Raw genomic sequence first — 16432 nt, forward strand, 5'->3', positions numbered from 1 at the left:
AATAACTGTTATTCCTTATGATCTCACCCCATGAAACTCAATCCGACGACTGAAAAATTTGTCCTGCACTGGGGCGAAATGGGCACCCAATGGGGGGTGAACCGCACCGTGGCGCAAATCCATGCCCTGCTCTACATCCTGGGACGCCCGATGCCTGCTGATGAAATCGCTGAAACCCTCGGCGTGGCGCGCTCTAACGTCAGCAACAGCATCAAGGAGCTGCAAAGCTGGCAACTGGTGCAGACCGTGCATATCCTTGGCGACCGCCGCGACCACTTCACCACCTCCGGCGATGTGTGGGAACTCTTCCGCATCATCGTTGCCGAACGGCAGCGGCGCGAAATCGAGCCGACCGTGCGTTTCCTGCAAAGCCTGATGGACAGCCCCGAATACGCCCAGGAAAACGAAACCGCGCGACAGCGCATCGCGCAAACGCACGAATTTGTCGGCACCCTGACCAGCTGGACGCAGGAAATGCTGCGTCTTTCCACCACAACGCTGGCCAAAGTGCTGAAACTGGGCGCGAGCATCCAGAAACTGCTGCGCTGAACCCGCCTGATTGCCAACGGCAGACAGGCATTCTTTTTACCTTTGGATTTCTCTTATGACAGAAAATTCGAAAACAGAAAACGACCTGAACTACATCCCGGCGAAAGTTGTCCTGCTTTATTCCCTATGGGGTGGGGCGGTGGCAGGGTTCTGGTCAGGACTCGTTATCTCTCCGCCGCTGATTTTTCTCACCGTACCGGCCGGCATACCCATCGGCTTCCTCCCAGCCTTTCTCTGCGGCTGCTACCTAGCCTGGCGGCGCGTTTATAACGACAATCCGTTCTACGCCGCACTTGCCGGAGCCATCAGCGCCATATTGTGTGCCGCCCCATTGGATTGGCTCATCCATGACAAATTGACAGGAGACACTGCTATCCTCACCCTCCTTGGTGCCATCAGCGCCTTTACCCTCGCCTTCTTCATCCTGCCCTCACCGCCGGAGGGCGTATGAAAATCCCGACCTATCTCACCATTTCCCTCGCCTTTCTCTGGCTGTGGAGCGGGCTACAACCCGCCCTGACCGCGCCCGACGTTTCGCTGCAACTGCTGGCGGATATCGGCATTGCTGCGCCGTGGCGCCATCCGCTTTTCTACGCGGCATCCGCCTGGGATGTGCTGCTCGGCATCCTCATTCTCACGCCGCTGCGCCGACTGCCCGCGCTGTGGCTACTGCAAAGTGCGAGTATCGCCGCCTACACCCTCATCATCGCCTGCTGCCTGCCCGCTTACTGGCTGCACCCCTTTGCGCCGCTTGTCAAAAACCTGCCGTTGCTGGCGCTCACCGTCTATTTCTACCAACAAACCCGGAGCAGCCGATGGACTACCTGATCGTAAAAACCCTGCACATCCTTTCGGCCACCATCCTGGTCGGCACCGGCTTCGGCAGCGCCTTTTACCTATTCTGGATCAACCGCAGCGGCTCAGTCGCTGCCCAAGCGGTGGTGGCGCGCTGGGTTATCAAGGCGGACTGGTGGCTGACTACGCCAGCGGGCATCTTCCAACCGCTCTCCGGCCTGTGGCTGGCGCACTACGCCGGTTTCCCGCTCACCGCGCGCTGGATTTGGCTGACTTTTGCGCTGTACGCTTTCGCCGGACTGTGCTGGTTGCCAGTCTTATGGCTGCAACTGCGCATGGCGGCAATGGCGGAAGAAGCCGTTGCCCAAGAAAAACCGCTGCCATCGCGCTACCGGCGTTACGCCCGCTACTGGGAATGGCTGGGCTATCCCGCTTTCTGCGCGATGGTGGTGGTGTACTTTCTGATGGTACTAAAGCCGCAATATAGTTAAACATCTAAAAAATCGTAACGGCGTTGCGTCGCCTTGCCGTACTACCTGTACTGTCTGCGGCGACGCGCCTTGTTACGCTTTTTTATCTATTCAACTATAAGTGGTAGACCTCACCACTGTCGCGATGTCTCCACTCTTTTCTTCTGCCCAGGCACGAAAAAAGCGGGGTATTGCCCCGCTTTGTGCGCCGGACGGTGTACTTACACGTTGATGTGGAAGGTGACGTCGATGTTGCCACGGGTAGCGCGGGAATACGGGCAGACTTCGTGCGCTTTGGCGACAAGTGCTTCGGCAGCGGCTTTATCCATGCCGGGCAGGGCGATGTTAAAGACGACGCCGAGGCGGAAGTGGTCTTGCGCGTCTTTGCCGAGGGCAACATCGGCATCGATGGCGAATCCTTGCGGCAGGGCAATTTTTTCATTGCCAGCGACAAGGCGGGCGGCACCGATGAAGCAGGCGGCATAACCGGCGGCAAAAAGCTGTTCCGGGTTGCTGCCGGCACCGTTACCACCGAGTTCAGCCGGCGGGGCGAGTTTGAGGTCGAGTTTACCGTCGCTGGATTTGGCAGCACCGTCGCGGCCACCGGTAACGTGTACATGAGCGGTATAGAGTGTGGTCATGGTTAGTTCCTCTTGGGTTTGTGGATAGTTCTTCATTCCGAACGCTTGTGGTTCGAATGAGCGGTGCATGGTAACTGCTGGAATGCGCGGGGCATAGTCATGATTTTTTATAGTCATTCCAAATAGAACTGATACGGTATTGTCTCGCTTCTATCTGAAACGGCTATATCGCTGTCATCGGTTATGCCCCGGTGCGACACTTTACGCCGCTGCGCGGAAAAGCAACACGATCAGCACCTGCCCAACCATAATGCGCATGAAGGTAGTAAGCGGGTAGACGGCGGCATATTTGAGTGCGGCTTCGTCCGATTGGGAGATTTCACAGGCAAAAGGCAGCACCGGTGCGCCGGTGTGCGAGCCGGTGAGCAGACCACAGATTTCTGGGAAGGTCAGCTTGCCCCAGAGGCGGGCAGTAAAGCCGGCGATAAGCAGCGGCACCAGGGTAATGACGATGCCGAGGGTCATCCAGTAGAGACCGTCGCCGTCTTTGAGGGCAGCGAAGAAGGCCGGGCCGACGCTGAGGCCGACGCTGGCGAGGAAGAGGGCAAGGCCGAGTTCGCGCACCATCAGGTTGGCGCTTTGCGAGACGTAGTGGGTGACGGAGAAGCGTCCACCATAGCGGCTGATGAGGATGGCAACGACCAGCGGTCCGCCGGCAAGGCCGAGTTTGACTGGCACCGGCACGCCCGGAATCGGGATGGGAATGGCGCCGAGAACAATACCGAGGGTGATGCCGAGGAAGAGTTCGGCGATGTGCGGGATTTGCAGGTCGCGCTTGGAGTTACCGAAGGCGGCAACGGCAGTTTTGATATGCGCAGCATCGCCGATGATGGTGATGGAGTCACCGAATTGCAGGCGGGTGTTGCGGTCAGGGATGAATTCGATACCGGCACGCATGACACGGCTGATGTTCACGCCGTAGCGCTCATGGATGTTGAGCGAGGAGAGCTTTTTGTTGCAGACGGCGTTTTGTGTCACGTTGACCCGGGTCGAGGTGATGTAGGCGGGCGAAGCGGACTTGGGCGAATCGCTGAAGATGCTGCTGCTGGTCGGGCTGCCGATAAGGGTGATGAGGCGATCCACTTCGTCATCGCGGGCGATGATGAGGAGGATGTCATCAATGTGCACCTGGGTTTGCTCGTCAGCGAGGCGGATGTTGCCCTCGTGACTGATGCGCGAGATGGCGAAGCTGAACGGCATGGTGCGGCGGATATCGCCAATGGTCTGATTTTCCAGCATCGGGTTGCTCACTTGCAGGGCGATGCGGGTGACGACGGAGGTACCAGCGCGCAAGCGGCGCAGGGTGAGACGTTTTTCCGCCAGCACGTTGATGCCGAAGGCGTACTTGATGATAAACATGGCAGCAATCAGCCCTATCACCCCGCCCGGATAGGCGGCGGCGTAACCGGCGGCCATTTGCACCGCCTGTTTGCCGTCACCGACGAGGTTGGTCAGCGTTTGCTGCGCGGCACCCAAACCGGGGGTGTTGGTGACAGCCCCCTGCATCACGCCGATGAGTTCGTGCAGGGGCGCACTGCCAGCGAAGTAATAGGCGAGCACGATGAGGATGTCGGCGATGACGACGATGAGCATCAAGAGATTCAGTTTTAGCCCCTCTTTCTGGAAGGAGGCGAAGAAGCCGGGACCGACTTGCAGACCGATGGTGTACACGAAGAGGATCAGGCCAAATTCGCGGATGAAGTGGGCGGTGTGTTCGTTCACCGTGAAGCCGAGGTAGGAGATGATGATGCCGCTGAAGAGGACGATAGTGACGCCAAAGGTGATGCCGAAGATGCGCAGACGGCCAAGGGCGGCACCGCTAAAGATGACCAGGGCGTAGATGACAGCGGTGTAAGCGACGCTGTTGGTTTGGGTAAAAAGCTGGGTAAACCAGTGCATGTGATGTCTTCCATATGCTGTTGGTGGAGGGGGTAGCATTTTACTGCTTTACTGCGGCGGCGACGGCGAGGTTTTGCCGTTTTTTGCGCGCTACGGGGGATTTTTCAGGCAGGGCTAACGCTACCACTGAGGTTACTCAGGCGCTGCATGTCATCGAAGGTGGCGGTAATCTGGCTGTCAGCGCGCTGGGCACGGATGTGTTGTGCGTCTTCGTTGAGCTGGTAGCCTTTGGTTTGTAGGTAGGCACGTACGGCGTTTTGGTGGTTGAGGTCAAAGTGGTTGATGGTCTGTGGGATGATGCTGAGGATGCGTGCCGGACTGTCGTCTTCCTGCCAGGCGGCGGCAACGCGCGGGTCGTGGATGGCGAGCAGGGCAATGCCGTCGCCATAGTCGCCGAGGTAGTAGGCATCCGCTCCCGTCAGGCCACAAGCGACGGCAGCGAGGTTGTGCAGTTCGGTTACATCCAGTTTGAAGCCTTCTTGTGTGAGGAGAGCGGTATCAGCCGGATTCTGGAAAAGGTTGGTGCTGTCATCGCCCTCGGCAGCGGCGTCGGGCGCGATATAGGCGCGCAGGATGTCGGCACTGGCGGCGTCGTTTGTGGTCATGGTGAGGTGCGGGTTGGCCCAAGCCCACAGCCAGCTGCCGCTATGATGCGAATAGGTACCAAGCCAGTGAATAGTGAAGTGCTCGTCGCCGAGGGTAAGCTGACCGATGTTCTGATCTACAAACCAGGCGGCGGCGGTGTCTGTGAGGCGTTCCAGGGTGGTTTGTTTGTCGAGGGCGAGGGCGGCGTATTGTTCGAGGAGGGTGGTCATGGTGTTTTCCTGTTATGGAAAAGCCCTTCCGGGGAAGGGCTTTTTGGTTGGGCAAGGGGATTATCAGGGGGCGAGGATTTTCAGCCAGAAGCCGAGGATACCGATGCCGAAGAGGCCGAAGATAAGCCACAATGCGTTCACGCCTTTGCGCAGCAGGTACATGCAGAGGAAGGTTAGCCCCAGCGCGGGCAGGCCGGGCATGAGGTCATCCAGCACGCCTTGCACGGTGGTGACGGTGGTTTCGCCGACCTGGTTGGTCACTTCCGCAATTTTCACGGGGATGTTGATGTGCGTCCATTTGTTCACCAGTGCGCCCATGACGAAGAGGCCAAGGATGGAAGCCGCTTCGGTGATTTTTTGCAGCGCACCGCCGCCCATATCGGAGACGATTTCCAGACCTTTTTTGTAGCCGTACTGGATACCCCAGTAGCGCACGAAGAGGCGCACGGCGTTAAAGAGGACGAAGAAGAGGATGGGGCCGAGTAGGCTGCCGCTTTGCGCGATACCCGCGCCGAGGGCGGCGAAGACCGGACGCGCCGTGCCCCAGAAGATGGGGTCGCCAACACCGGCAAGCGGGCCCATGAGGCCGACTTTGACGCCGTTGATGGCGGCATCGTCAATCGGCGCACCGTTTGCCCGCTGTTCTTCCATGGCGAGGTTAACGCCGAGGATGGGCGCGGTGACAAAGGGCTGGGTGTTGTAGAACTCCAGGTGGCGCTTGATGGCGTCTTTGCGTTCCTGGCTGCCTTCGGGATAGAGGCGGCGGATGGCGGGGACGATACCGAAGCAGTAGCCGAGCGCCTGCATGCGTTCGAAGTTCCAGGAGCCTTGCAGCAGGTTGGAGCGGATGAAGCAGGCGTTGAGGTCGCCTTTGGTCAGCTGGACTTTTTGGTTTTGGTTTTCCATGGGTGGCTCCTAGTCGAGTTGGTCGTCGAGTTTGCTGCGTTGGGCAACGGCGGCTGTCGTGCTGCCTGTGCCTTTGTGGTATTTCGGGTGCATCTGGATGTAGAAGTAGGCCAGCGCCACGCCGAGTACACCGAGGGCGACAAGGTTGAAATTGGTGAAGGCGGCAACGACGAAGCCGACGAAGAAGAACATCATCAAATGTGGCGCGCGCATCATATTGATCACCATCGCGTAACCGACGACGACGATCATGCCGCCGGCAACGTTGAGTCCGCCGGTGACGACAGGCGGGATGGCATCGAGCATTTCTTTGACGGCGTTGGTGCCGACGGTGGAAGCGACGATGACGGCCGGGATGGCGACGCGCATCGCTTGCAGGAGCAGGGCGCTCAGGTGCAGCCAGGTGATGGCGTGGAGGTTGCCGGTTTTCACGGCGTTATCGGCGGCGTGCTGGAAGCCGACGGTGATGGTGCGCACGAGGATGGTCAGCACTTGTCCGGCGGCGGCGAGCGGGATGGCAAGGGCGATACCGGTGCCCATTTCCTGTTTGCCGGCGATGACGAGGATGGTGGAGATGATGGAGGCCAGCGCGGCGTCCGGGGCGAGTGCGGCGCCGATATTCATCCAGCCGAGAGCCATCATTTCCAGGGTACCGCCGATGATGATGCCGGTGGTCATGTCGCCGAGGACGAGGCCGGTCAGCGTACAGGCGATAAGCGGGCGGTGTGTCTGGAATTCGTCGAGGATGGAGCCCATGCCGGACAGGCAGCCGACGAGGAAGACCAGGATGATTTGCAGAGATGAGATTTCCATGAGGTGTCTCCGTTAGGGTTTGTATTTTTCGGCGATGAGGGTCAGCACCGGCACTTTTTTGTCGGAAGCGACTTTACGCACTTCCAGCTCAATGCCTTTGCTGTCCAGCTCTTTGAAGGCTTCTACGTCTTTGGCGTCAACGGAAACCGAGGTGTCGAGCATGGTGCGTCCTTCTTTGTAGGCCATGCCGCCGATGTTGATGGACTGGATGGTCACGCCACGGCGTACCAGTTCGAGGGCGTCCGTCGGGTTGGTGAAGAGCAGCATGACTTTGTCGTCCGCATATTCGGGGTTGTTATAGACGCGCATCATTTTGTCCACGCTGACGACGTGCGCGGTGACGCCTGGCGGCACAGCCTGTTTCAGCATGGTGGAGCGGGTTTTGTCCTTCACAACCTGGTCGTTGACGACGATGATGCGCTTCACGCCGGTTTCTTTCGTCCAGCGGGTCGCGACCTGACCGTGGATGAGGCGGTCATCAATACGCCACAGGCCGAATTTCATGTGCGGGCCGTCGTTGGCTTTTGCTGACGCCTCGGCGCGCAAACGCTGGATTTCCGGGTCGTTCTCGTCGAAATCGGCAGCAGCGGGCGCAGCAGCAGGAGCTGCGGCTGTTGCGGCAGAAGCAGCCGTCGCTACTTTCTGCGTTTTCAGCGCTTTGACGCCGTCTGCCCCTTCACGCAGGGCAAGGGCGGCGAGTTCGTTGAGATCATTCACGTCTTCGCGCTCCATCAGCACGGAAACGAGCATCGGCACATTGACGCCGGTGATCACTTCACAGTTTGCGTCATCATGAGCGATGCCGCTGGAGGCGTTGAAGGGCGTACCGCCCCACAGATCAACCAGCAGCAAGAGACCTTGCGACGTATCGAGTTCGGCGGCAGCGGCGCGGATTTTGCCCGCCAGCACTTCGCCGTTCTCTCCGGGGACGAAATCCACACAGCGCACGTTTTCCTGTGCGCCGATGATCATCTCCGCCGTGGCCAGCAAGGCCTTGGCAGCATGACCGTGTGTGGTGATTACAACCGCGATTGTCATGTATGAGTACCTCTCAGGGTGGGTTGGGAAGTAATACCAATCCCAGAAATACGCGGAGAGTGTTGGCGCGTCTGAGCGGAGCCCATAAAAATCGCTGTGTGATTTTTATGGCGAAGCCGCACCGTATTAAACATACGGCCTTGGCGCGCCGCCTTCTCACCTTACCCAAGGATTGGTATAACAAAATGCGGAAACCGCTTTTGTTTGCGTGATTTTAACGCCGAGGCAAGATAATCACAATTTGATGTGAATTTTGTTAGGAATGGCTGTGGTTTTTACTGTTCTGCACAACAAGCATAAAAAAGCCGCCTGACGGCGGCTGGCAAGGAGGATGATTACAGGCGCATTGGCATGATGATGTAGCGCACGCCCTCATCTTCGCTGCTGGTAATGAGGCAGGGACTGTTTTTGTCGGTGAAATGCAGCTGCACGTTATCACCGCTGATGGTCGAAATGGCATCGATCAGGTAGTTGATATTCAATGCCGCTTCAAGTTCGAGGTTTTGCGGGTTAATGATGTCCAGTGCTTCTTCGACGGTTTCGTTTTCAAGGTTGCGTGCCGAGAGTTGCAGGCGGGTACCGGCAAAGCCGAGACGGATACCGTCGTGGCGATCGAGCAGCAGCACTTTGGCACGTTGCAGCGAATCAAGGAAGGCTTGGCGCGAGACGAGCACCGGGTTTTCCTGCGCCGGCGGCAGGACTTGTTCGTAATTGGGGAAGTTACCGTCAATAAGTTGGCTGGTAAGGCGGGTGCCGCCGATGGTCAGGCGAAGCTGGCGTTCGCCGAGATTGAGGACAACCGGCTGGCTGACCCGTGCCAATTGGCGGATAAGCTCGTTTACGCCCTTCTTCGGCACGATGAGGTTAGTGCCAGCAGTGGCAGCGGTATCGAGAGCACTGCGTGCGCAGGAAAGGCGGTGACCGTCGGTGCTGACAGCATGGATAGCCTGGCCGTCTTCGACGATGTTGAGGTACATGCCGTTCAAGTAGTAGCGCACATCTTCGTTAGCCATGGAGAAGCGGACTTTCTGCATGATGTCGTGCAGGGCGCGGCTCTGGATTTCGATGCGTCCGTCCATGTCGGCTTCCGCCAGCGCCGGAAAATCTTCGGCGGGCAGGGTGGCAATGCGGAAAACGCTGCCAGCAGCTTTCACCAGCAGTTGTTCTTTGTCGAGCGAGCAGTACACGGTAGCCTGCGCCGGCAAGTGACGCACCACATCAAGCAGTTTGCCTGCTGGTACGGTAACAGCGCCTTCTTCCTGGATATTGAGCTCGTGCAGAAGGATTTGCAGGGTTACTTCGGTATCAGTGCCTTTCAGTAACAGACTGCCGCCGCTTGCCTGGATGAGGGCATGGCTGAGAATGGGTTTGGTGGTTTTGCGTGCCACGATGTTGCTGATGTCGGCAAGCGCTTCAAGGAAGTGCTCTTTGCTGATGTCGAATTTCATAAGTAACCTCTTTTATGTATTTTCGTCGTCGCAGTCGTTCCTGTGGATATGTGGAAAAGTGCGCTAGACGTCGGTAGTGTAAAGAAAAATAGTCCGGTTTGTTGGGGAAAAACCCGGTGGAAAACGGGTGGACAGTATGTTGATAAGTGAGCGATGTTTTTTATACACGGGCTATACACGTACTGTCCACCGGGTTATCCACCAAGTTATCCACAGGATTTTACCCGGTGATGATGGCTTTAACGGTCTCGTATTCTTCGCGAAAACGCAGGTCGTTTTTGCGCCGTTCCTCGACATTCTCGATGGCGTTCAAGACGGTGCTGTGATCCTTGCGGTGAAAGGATTCTGCTATGCTTTTCAAGGACATATCGGTAAGTTCACGCGTTAATGCCATCGCCATCATGCGTGGGTCGGCGAGGTTTTTGCGTCGACTGGCTGAGAGCAGGTCGCCGATGCTGATGCTGTGGTATTGCGCCACGACCTTTTGAATGTTATCCACATTGCTCTGGTTCTTCTGGATCTGCAACTGGTCGTACAGCGCTGCCTTGGTGATGGCAATGGTTGCCTCGGTGTCGCCCTTGATAACCTGGCACTGGAAGATGACTTTTTTCAGCGCGCCTTCGAGGTCGCGCACGTTGGAATTGATATTTTCGGCGATGAAGAAGGCGACATCGTCGGGCAGGTTGAAATGCTGTTCTTTCGCCTTGCTTTTCAGGATGGCGTAGCGGGTTTCCGGTTCAGGGGCGCGGACGGAGACGGTCAGCCCCGCGCCGAAGCGGGATTTCAGGCGTGCTTCCAGGCCTTCAATTTCTTTCGGGTAGCGGTCGCAGGTGAGGATAATTTGCCGCTTCTTGTCTATCAGTTCATTGAAAGTGTGGAAAAATTCGGCTTGCGACTGGTCTTTGCCGCCGAGGAACTGCACGTCGTCCACCAGCAGGGCATCGACGTTGCGCAGACGGTTGGAGAAGGCTTTTTGCGTTTTCCCGGCGAGTGCGGCAAGGAATTCGTTAACGAACTGTTCGCCAGTCATGTACATCACGGCGTTGCGGCCGTGGCGGCGCAGGGCGTTGCCGGCGGCGTGCATCAGATGCGATTTGCCAAGGCCGGTGCCGCCGTAGATGAAGAGCGGGTTGCTGTCAGCGAAGAAGGTTTTACCGGAGACGCGTTCGGCGGCGGCAAAGGCTTCGTTGTTTGACGGTGCGGTAACGAAATTCTCGAAGCGGTAATCGGGGTTGAGGTTGCTTTCAAAGGACGCGGTGGCACCGCCGCTTTTTTTGCCCGGCGCCGGGGTATTGAACAGGTCGGGGTTGTCGGTGGCTTTCAGCTCGACTTTGGTCACACCCTTGTTGTGCAGCGTCATTTGCAGCACCGGCAACAGGGTTTTTTCGATTTCTTTCTGGGCAAATTTGTTCGGCGCAAGCAGTACCCACGAGGTGGGGTTGACCACTTGCGGCGTCAGTGATTCCAGTGCCACCATCTGGTCGTTGTTGCAAATGCCCTTCATGCTGAGGAGGACATCCTGCCAAAGGTGATGGTATTGCTCGTGGTTGGCGGGGGTTTTATGACTCATGGGCGAACCTCAGACGTAAGGCCTGTTCCAGCAGGGTGAAGGTGCGCTCGAAATCTTCCGCCTGGCCGAGATACGGGTCGGGCAGTGCCGGGCTGTCCGGCAGGGTTTCCAGCATGAAGCCGACTTTGCTGCGCTGCGCGTCATCGCTGGCGAGTGCGGTTACATCCTGATAGTTGCGCCGGTCGGCGACGAGGATGCGGTCAAAGCGGTTAAAGTCATCCAGGTTGAAGACGCGGGCGCGCAGGTCGTCAATCGGCATGCCGTGCGCGCGCATGACGCGGCGGGCGCGCGGGTCGGGAGCGTCACCGTCGTGATAAGTGGCGTGGGTGCCGGCGGAATCGAGGATGACGTCATCGCGGCCCATCTCGCGCAACAGATAACGGGCAACGCCTTCCGCCATCGGTGAGCGGCAGATGTTGCCCATGCAGACCATTAAGATTTTCAAGTTTTTCATAGCGTTACTGATAATGCTGGGACAGCAGTTTAGCATAACTGCCCCCCCGCCCGAGCAGTTCGGCGTGGCTGCCGCTTTCCACGATATGCCCCTGTTCGAGGACGACAATACGGTCGGCATTGCGGATGGTCGAGAGGCGGTGCGCGATGATGATGGCGGTGCGTCCCTTGCGCAGCCGCTCCACCGCTTCCTGCACCTTGGCCTCACTGTGGTTGTCCAGCGCCGACGTCGCTTCATCCAGAATCAGAATTGGTGCGTCCTTATAAAGGGCGCGGGCAATGGCAATGCGCTGCTTCTGCCCGCCGGAGAGGCGCCCACCCTGCGGCCCGATGTTTTCCGTGTAACCATGCGGCAGCTTGGTGATGAAATCGGCTGCGTTGGCCGATGCCGCCGCCATTTCAATGCGCGCTGCATCCGGCTCAGGGTCGGCGTAGGCAATATTGGCGGCGATGGAGGTGGAAAACAGCACGGTGTCCTGCGAGACAAAAGCAATGGCGCGGCGGCGGTCGGCGAGAGACATTTCAGCCGTATCCGTGCCGTCAATCAGGATCGTCCCCGCCTCCGGTGTATAAAAACCGGCGAGCAGCGCGGCAATGGTTGATTTGCCGCTGCCTGACTCGCCAATCAGAGCCACCGTTTCGCCCGCTTGAATATGCAGATTGAAACCGGATAGCACCGGCTGTTCCGGATAAGAAAAAGACACATCGCGGAAGACAATCTCGCCGCGCGTGATGGTGCAGGGTGGCAGGGCAGGCTGCGGTTCTGCTGGCGTATCCAGAAAATCGAAAATACTCTGCGCCGCTGCCAGCCCGCGTTGAATCGGCTCATTGACCTTGCCGAGGCGTTTGATCGGCGGGAACAGCAGCGCCATGGTGCCGAGGAAAGAGACAAACACCCCGGTCGTCATCTGATCCGGCGTGGCGCGCGCTTTCAGGGCAAAGAGAATAATCACCGCCGACAGCGCAGCAATAATCGTCATTTCGACGACAGGCGACGCCCCGGCGGCGATTTGCGTCGAACGCACCGCATGAAAACGCACCGCCTCTGCCTGACGGTCAAAGCGGGCGAACTCAAAATCCTGACCGTTATAAATGCGCACGATCGCCCGCCCGCGCAGCGCCTCATCCACCACATGATTCATGCCGCTCATATCCTCCTGCATCGCCCGTGCCATGCGGCGCAGCTTGCGTGATACATGGATGATGACAAACGCCAGGACCGGCGCGACGACAAAAAGCAGCAGCGTCATTTTCCAGTCGAGATAAAGCAGGAACACCGTCAGCGCGATGATGGTTACCACCTCGCGCAGCAAAATGGCGACCGCATCCGTACTCGCCGCCATAAGCTGCAAGACATCATAAGTAAAACGCGAGACGATGCTGCCGGCGCTGTGCGCATCAAAATAGCCCATCGGCAGGCGCAGCAACTGGCGGAACATCAGGCCGCGCAGCGTGTACACCACCTGCTGCGCCAGCCAGTTCATGCTGCACGTCGCCGTATAACTGGCCAGCCCTCTCAGGGCAAAGCCGAAAAAGAGCAGGGCGGTGAGGATGTACACCGTGCGCATGCTGCCCTCGGCAAAGCCGCCATCAACCAGCGGTTGCAGGACAAACGGCACCAGCGGTTCGGTGAGGCCGTAGAGCACCGTGCCGACGATGGCGAGCAGCACGACCTTCCAGTGCGGGCGGATGAAAGCAAGCAGACGCGCATAACGCGCACGGTCTTCGGCATTAAACATGAGTGGTTACAGGATGATTAAGGAGGAAAGGGCATTGTAGCCCAAGCGGCGCAAATACTGGGCTCGCGCCAAGCGGCGTAAACACTGGGCCCGCCAAGCGGCGTAAATACTGGGTTCGTACCAAGCGGCGTAAATACTGGGTTCGTACCAAGCGGCGTCATTGCTGGTTCCGTCAAGCGGACATAGGTATCTACCCATCTCAATGACTATGGAAACAAAGAGAAAGCCTCGCTCGCTTGCGGGAGCGGGACAGCGCACGGAGCGAGAAAAGGGTAGGGAGTGAGAGCGTTCGCCGGCAGGACGAAGCATGCCAAGCTGGACGAGCAGGTATTTTTGCCCTTTGTCGCTTCGTGCCACCTCCCGGGTTTCCATGAAAGAAATGCGAACATTTTTTCATGGAACCCTCCTTTTCTCCGCAGGTGACAGGAGGGATTGTCGGCTGTTTTTTAAAGATTTTTCCTCTCTGCGCGATGGGTAGATATCTATGCCGCCTTTGGTGCACCTGATTTGCAAAATTGGTAAACCATTACACCATTGTGCGCGAAGAGGCGTACAATGCGCACCGGGATAAACAACCTGACTTTCATCAACCATGAGCAATACTCCTTATACCTTTAGTATTGATGGCACCCTGCAACAAGCCTTTGTCCTCGCCGCCCGCCAGCCGGACAGCGATAGAGCGGCGCTGCTGCGCGACTATGTGCGCGCCATCGTCTCTTATCAGGTGCAAAGTGGTGAGTTGCCGCCCGATTCTTACGCGCTATAAGTGGTCGCCATAAAAACGGCGCGGTTTCCTGGTGGGAACTGCGCCGTTTTTTGTTGTGAAAGGGCTGGGCAACGGCAAAAGTTGCCCGATTGGCGGCAAACTTACCCTATCCGCCAAGCGGGATAAATGCTGGCTCGCGACAGGCCGTCAAGCGGTTAGCCGTTTTGCAGGGCGAGCAGGGCGTTGGCTTCCTGCTCTTGTTGCAGCGGGATGACGACGGCATCCAGGCCGCCTTCCAGTACTTCGGCAAGGCTGTACAGGGTGAGATTGATGCGGTGGTCGGTGATGCGGCTTTGCGGGTAGTTGTAGGTGCGGATGCGTTCGCTTCTGTCACCGCTGCCGACCAGGCTTTTGCGTTCTGCTGCCTGTTCGCTTTGCGCTTTTTGCCGCTCGATGTCGAGCAATCGTGCGGCAAGCAGGCGCATGGCTTTGGCGCGGTTTTTGTGTTGTGAGCGTTCTTCCTGGCATTCGACGACGATACCGCTCGGCAGGTGGGTGATGCGGATGGCGCTGTCGGTTTTGTTGACGTGCTGACCGCCGGCGCCGGAGGCGCGATAGGTGTCCACTTTGAGGTCGGCGGGGTTGATGTCGATGGGCTCGACTTCGTCGCCAACGGGCAGGATGGCAACGGTCGCTGCCGAAGTGTGGATGCGCCCGCCGGATTCGGTTTCGGGCACGCGCTGCACGCGGTGCGCGCCCGATTCGTATTTGAGGGTGGAATAGACGTTCTGGCCGCTGATTTGGCTGATGATTTCTTTGTAGCCGCCGTGTTCGCCGGGGTTTTCGCTGAGGATTTCGAGTTTCCAGTTTTTTTGTTCGGCGTATTTGCCATACATGCGGAAGAGGTCGCCCGCAAAGATGGCGGCTTCGTCGCCGCCGGTGCCGGCACGGATTTCGAGGTACACGTCGGCGTCATCCAGCGGGTCTTTGGGGATCATGTGCCGTGCGAGTGTTTGTTCGTTAGCGGCGATTTGTGCTTCGAGTTGCGGGCGTTCGGCGGCGACAAGTTCGGCCATGTCGGGGTCGTGTGCGAGTTCGGCAAGTCCGGCGAGTTCTTGTTCGAGGCGGGCGGTGTCGTCCAGGATGGTGATAACGGGCGCAATTTGCGCATGTTCCTGGGCGTAACGGCGCAGCAGGTCAGCATTGGCGGCGGTCGCCGGATCGGCAAGCAGGGCGTTCAGTTCTTCGTGGCGCTCGCGCAGGGTGGCGAGTTTTTCGCGGATGGCAGGGTGCATTCAGGGGTTCTCGTGGGTTTCGGTTTTGAAGGTATCGGCGATGATGGCCAGCCAGTCTTTGTGATCCGGCGGGATGGCATGGATGAGTTCGCTGGGGTTGTGTAGCAGTTTGTTGGTGAGTTTGCGGCTGAGTTGTTCGAGCAGGTGTGCCGGGTCTTCGCCGTGGGCGAGGCGGCGGTAGCTTTCTTGCAGGAGTTGTTCGCGGATGATGTTGGCGTTTTCCCGCATTTTGCGCACGATTTGTTGCTGGGGTTTGGAGCGCAGCCAGCCAATGAGGTCGTCGCTGTAGAGGCTGATGATGGCTTCGGCCTGACGGGCAGCGCTTTGCCGTGCTTTGAGGTTGTCGTCGATGATTTGCGCGAGATCGTCCACGTCGTACAGGAAGGCCTGATTCAGGCTGTCTATAGCGGGGTCGAGGTTGCGCGGGATGGCAAGATCGATGAGGACTTGCAGGCGGTTGCGCCGCCGTTTGAGTGCTTCTTTGATGTGTTCACGATGGACGAGGAGGCAGTCGCTGCGTGCCGCGCCGATGATGATGTCGGCTTCGTGCAGTTGTGCCGGCAGTTGTTCGAGGCTGATGGCGAAACCACCGTGTTCTTCGGCAAGTTTTTGCGCGTGGGCGAGGGTACGGTTGGCGATGATGAGGCGTTTGATGTCGGTATCTTTGAGGTATTTGGCGACGAGTTGGGCGGTTTCGCCCGCGCCGATGATGAGGGCGGTGCGGCGGTTATGGTCGTCGAAGAAGCGGTGGGTGAGTTTGACGCCGGCAGCGGCAACGGAGACGTTATTCGCGCCGATGGCGGTGCTGTGGCGGATTTGTTTGGCGACGGCAAAGCTCTGCTGGAAGAGGCGTTCGAGGACGCTGCCGATAGTGCCCGCTTGTTGGCCGAGGCGGTAAGCCTGTTTGATTTGACCGAGGATTTGCGGTTCGCCGAGGATGAGGGAGTCAAGGCCGCTGGCGACGCGGTAGATGTGGCGGATGGCGTCGCGGTTGTGCACCTGGAAGGTGAGCGGGGCGAGGGCTGTGGGGTCGAGGTGTTTGTAGGTGGCAAGCCAGGCAGCAACATGCGCGCTGTGGCCACCGACGGTATAGAGTTCGCTGCGATTGCAGGTGGAGAGCAGGGCGACTTCGTCCACGCCGGTTTGCCGACGGCAGTCGGTAAGGGCGGAGGCGGTTTCTGCGGGGCTGAAGGCGATTTTTTCGCGCACGGCGGCGTCGGCGGTGTGATGGTTGATGCCGTAGGCAGTTATGGTTTTTATGGTTTCGTCAAGGGGGGTCAACATATGGTCATGAT

Annotated in this window: 17 protein-coding genes; 5 read left to right on the forward strand and 12 right to left on the reverse strand. The window is 58.3% G+C overall.

All coding sequences use genetic code 11. The annotated features are described in order from the left end of the window. The first annotated feature begins 30 nt into the window (after positions 1-30). Genes LG374_RS06120 through LG374_RS06135 form a run of 4 tightly spaced genes read left to right on the forward strand, consistent with a single transcriptional unit; the run spans position 31 to position 1835 of the window. A complete protein-coding gene (locus tag LG374_RS06120; RefSeq protein ID WP_225756861.1) occupies positions 31-549 on the forward strand; it encodes a GbsR/MarR family transcriptional regulator in 519 nt (172 codons plus the stop codon). A 55-nt stretch (positions 550-604) separates the two neighbouring features. Continuing rightward, on the forward strand, positions 605-1000 hold the full coding sequence (locus LG374_RS06125) for a hypothetical protein (protein WP_225756862.1): 396 nt from the start codon (positions 605-607) through the stop codon (positions 998-1000). Continuing rightward, positions 997-1377 carry a DoxX-like family protein gene (locus tag LG374_RS06130; protein ID WP_225756863.1) on the forward strand — a complete coding sequence of 127 codons (381 nt, stop codon included), beginning with the start codon at positions 997-999 and terminating at the stop codon, positions 1375-1377. The genes LG374_RS06125 and LG374_RS06130 overlap by 4 nt, the downstream gene beginning before the upstream one ends. Continuing rightward, positions 1365-1835, forward strand: a complete 471-nt coding sequence (locus LG374_RS06135) for a DUF2269 domain-containing protein (protein WP_225756864.1) — start codon at positions 1365-1367, stop codon at positions 1833-1835. The genes LG374_RS06130 and LG374_RS06135 overlap by 13 nt, the downstream gene beginning before the upstream one ends. 200 nt (positions 1836-2035) lie before the next feature. Here the strand turns inward: LG374_RS06135 and LG374_RS06140 are convergent, their stop codons facing one another. The 10 genes from LG374_RS06140 to msbA all read right to left on the reverse strand — a co-directional run bounded on the left by LG374_RS06140 (position 2036) and on the right by msbA (position 13136). Then, on the reverse strand, positions 2036-2455 hold the full coding sequence (locus LG374_RS06140) for an organic hydroperoxide resistance protein (protein ID WP_225756865.1): 420 nt from the start codon (positions 2453-2455) through the stop codon (positions 2036-2038). A 201-nt stretch (positions 2456-2656) separates the two neighbouring features. Continuing rightward, positions 2657-4354 carry a putative transporter gene (locus LG374_RS06145; RefSeq protein WP_225756866.1) on the reverse strand — a complete coding sequence of 566 codons (1698 nt, stop codon included), beginning with the start codon at positions 4352-4354 and terminating at the stop codon, positions 2657-2659. A 104-nt stretch (positions 4355-4458) separates the two neighbouring features. Next, positions 4459-5169, reverse strand: coding sequence for a DUF6882 domain-containing protein (locus LG374_RS06150; protein WP_225756867.1), 711 nt, complete (start codon positions 5167-5169; stop codon positions 4459-4461). A 63-nt stretch (positions 5170-5232) separates the two neighbouring features. Then, entirely contained in the window at positions 5233-6075 is an 843-nt protein-coding gene (locus LG374_RS06155; RefSeq protein WP_225756868.1) for a PTS mannose transporter subunit IID, read from the reverse strand. 9 nt (positions 6076-6084) lie between these two features. Further along, positions 6085-6888 (reverse strand): PTS mannose/fructose/sorbose transporter subunit IIC, encoded by an 804-nt coding sequence (locus tag LG374_RS06160; protein ID WP_225756869.1) that lies wholly within the window; start codon positions 6886-6888, stop codon positions 6085-6087. A gap of 12 nt (positions 6889-6900) precedes the next feature. Then, complete coding sequence (manX, locus tag LG374_RS06165; RefSeq protein ID WP_225756870.1) at positions 6901-7926, reverse strand: PTS mannose transporter subunit IIAB; 1026 nt, start codon at positions 7924-7926, stop codon at positions 6901-6903. A 335-nt stretch (positions 7927-8261) separates the two neighbouring features. Next, positions 8262-9374, reverse strand: a complete 1113-nt coding sequence (dnaN, locus tag LG374_RS06170; RefSeq protein ID WP_225756871.1) for a DNA polymerase III subunit beta — start codon at positions 9372-9374, stop codon at positions 8262-8264. A 220-nt stretch (positions 9375-9594) separates the two neighbouring features. Continuing rightward, complete coding sequence (gene dnaA / locus LG374_RS06175) at positions 9595-10944, reverse strand: chromosomal replication initiator protein DnaA (protein ID WP_225756872.1); 1350 nt, start codon at positions 10942-10944, stop codon at positions 9595-9597. After that, complete coding sequence (locus tag LG374_RS06180; RefSeq protein WP_225756873.1) at positions 10934-11398, reverse strand: low molecular weight protein-tyrosine-phosphatase; 465 nt, start codon at positions 11396-11398, stop codon at positions 10934-10936. Before LG374_RS06180 ends, dnaA begins: the two co-directional genes overlap by 11 nt. A 4-nt stretch (positions 11399-11402) precedes the next feature. Beyond that, on the reverse strand, positions 11403-13136 hold the full coding sequence (gene msbA, locus LG374_RS06185; protein WP_225756874.1) for a lipid A export permease/ATP-binding protein MsbA: 1734 nt from the start codon (positions 13134-13136) through the stop codon (positions 11403-11405). A gap of 592 nt (positions 13137-13728) precedes the next feature. Between msbA and LG374_RS06190 the strand changes: the two genes are divergently transcribed. Next, positions 13729-13902 carry a hypothetical protein gene (locus LG374_RS06190; protein ID WP_006984528.1) on the forward strand — a complete coding sequence of 58 codons (174 nt, stop codon included), beginning with the start codon at positions 13729-13731 and terminating at the stop codon, positions 13900-13902. Between the two features lie 155 nt (positions 13903-14057). On the opposite strand, the gene prfA is transcribed toward LG374_RS06190, so the two are convergent. Both prfA and hemA read right to left on the reverse strand, forming a co-directional pair. Further along, on the reverse strand, positions 14058-15137 hold the full coding sequence (prfA, locus tag LG374_RS06195; RefSeq protein WP_225756875.1) for a peptide chain release factor 1: 1080 nt from the start codon (positions 15135-15137) through the stop codon (positions 14058-14060). Further along, positions 15138-16421 (reverse strand): glutamyl-tRNA reductase, encoded by a 1284-nt coding sequence (hemA, locus tag LG374_RS06200; RefSeq protein WP_225756876.1) that lies wholly within the window; start codon positions 16419-16421, stop codon positions 15138-15140. It lies immediately after the preceding gene. Positions 16422-16432 lie beyond the last annotated feature (11 nt).

It is taken from the genome of Cardiobacterium sp. Marseille-Q4385, assembly GCF_916618745.1.
Lineage (GTDB): Bacteria > Pseudomonadota > Gammaproteobacteria > Cardiobacteriales > Cardiobacteriaceae > Cardiobacterium.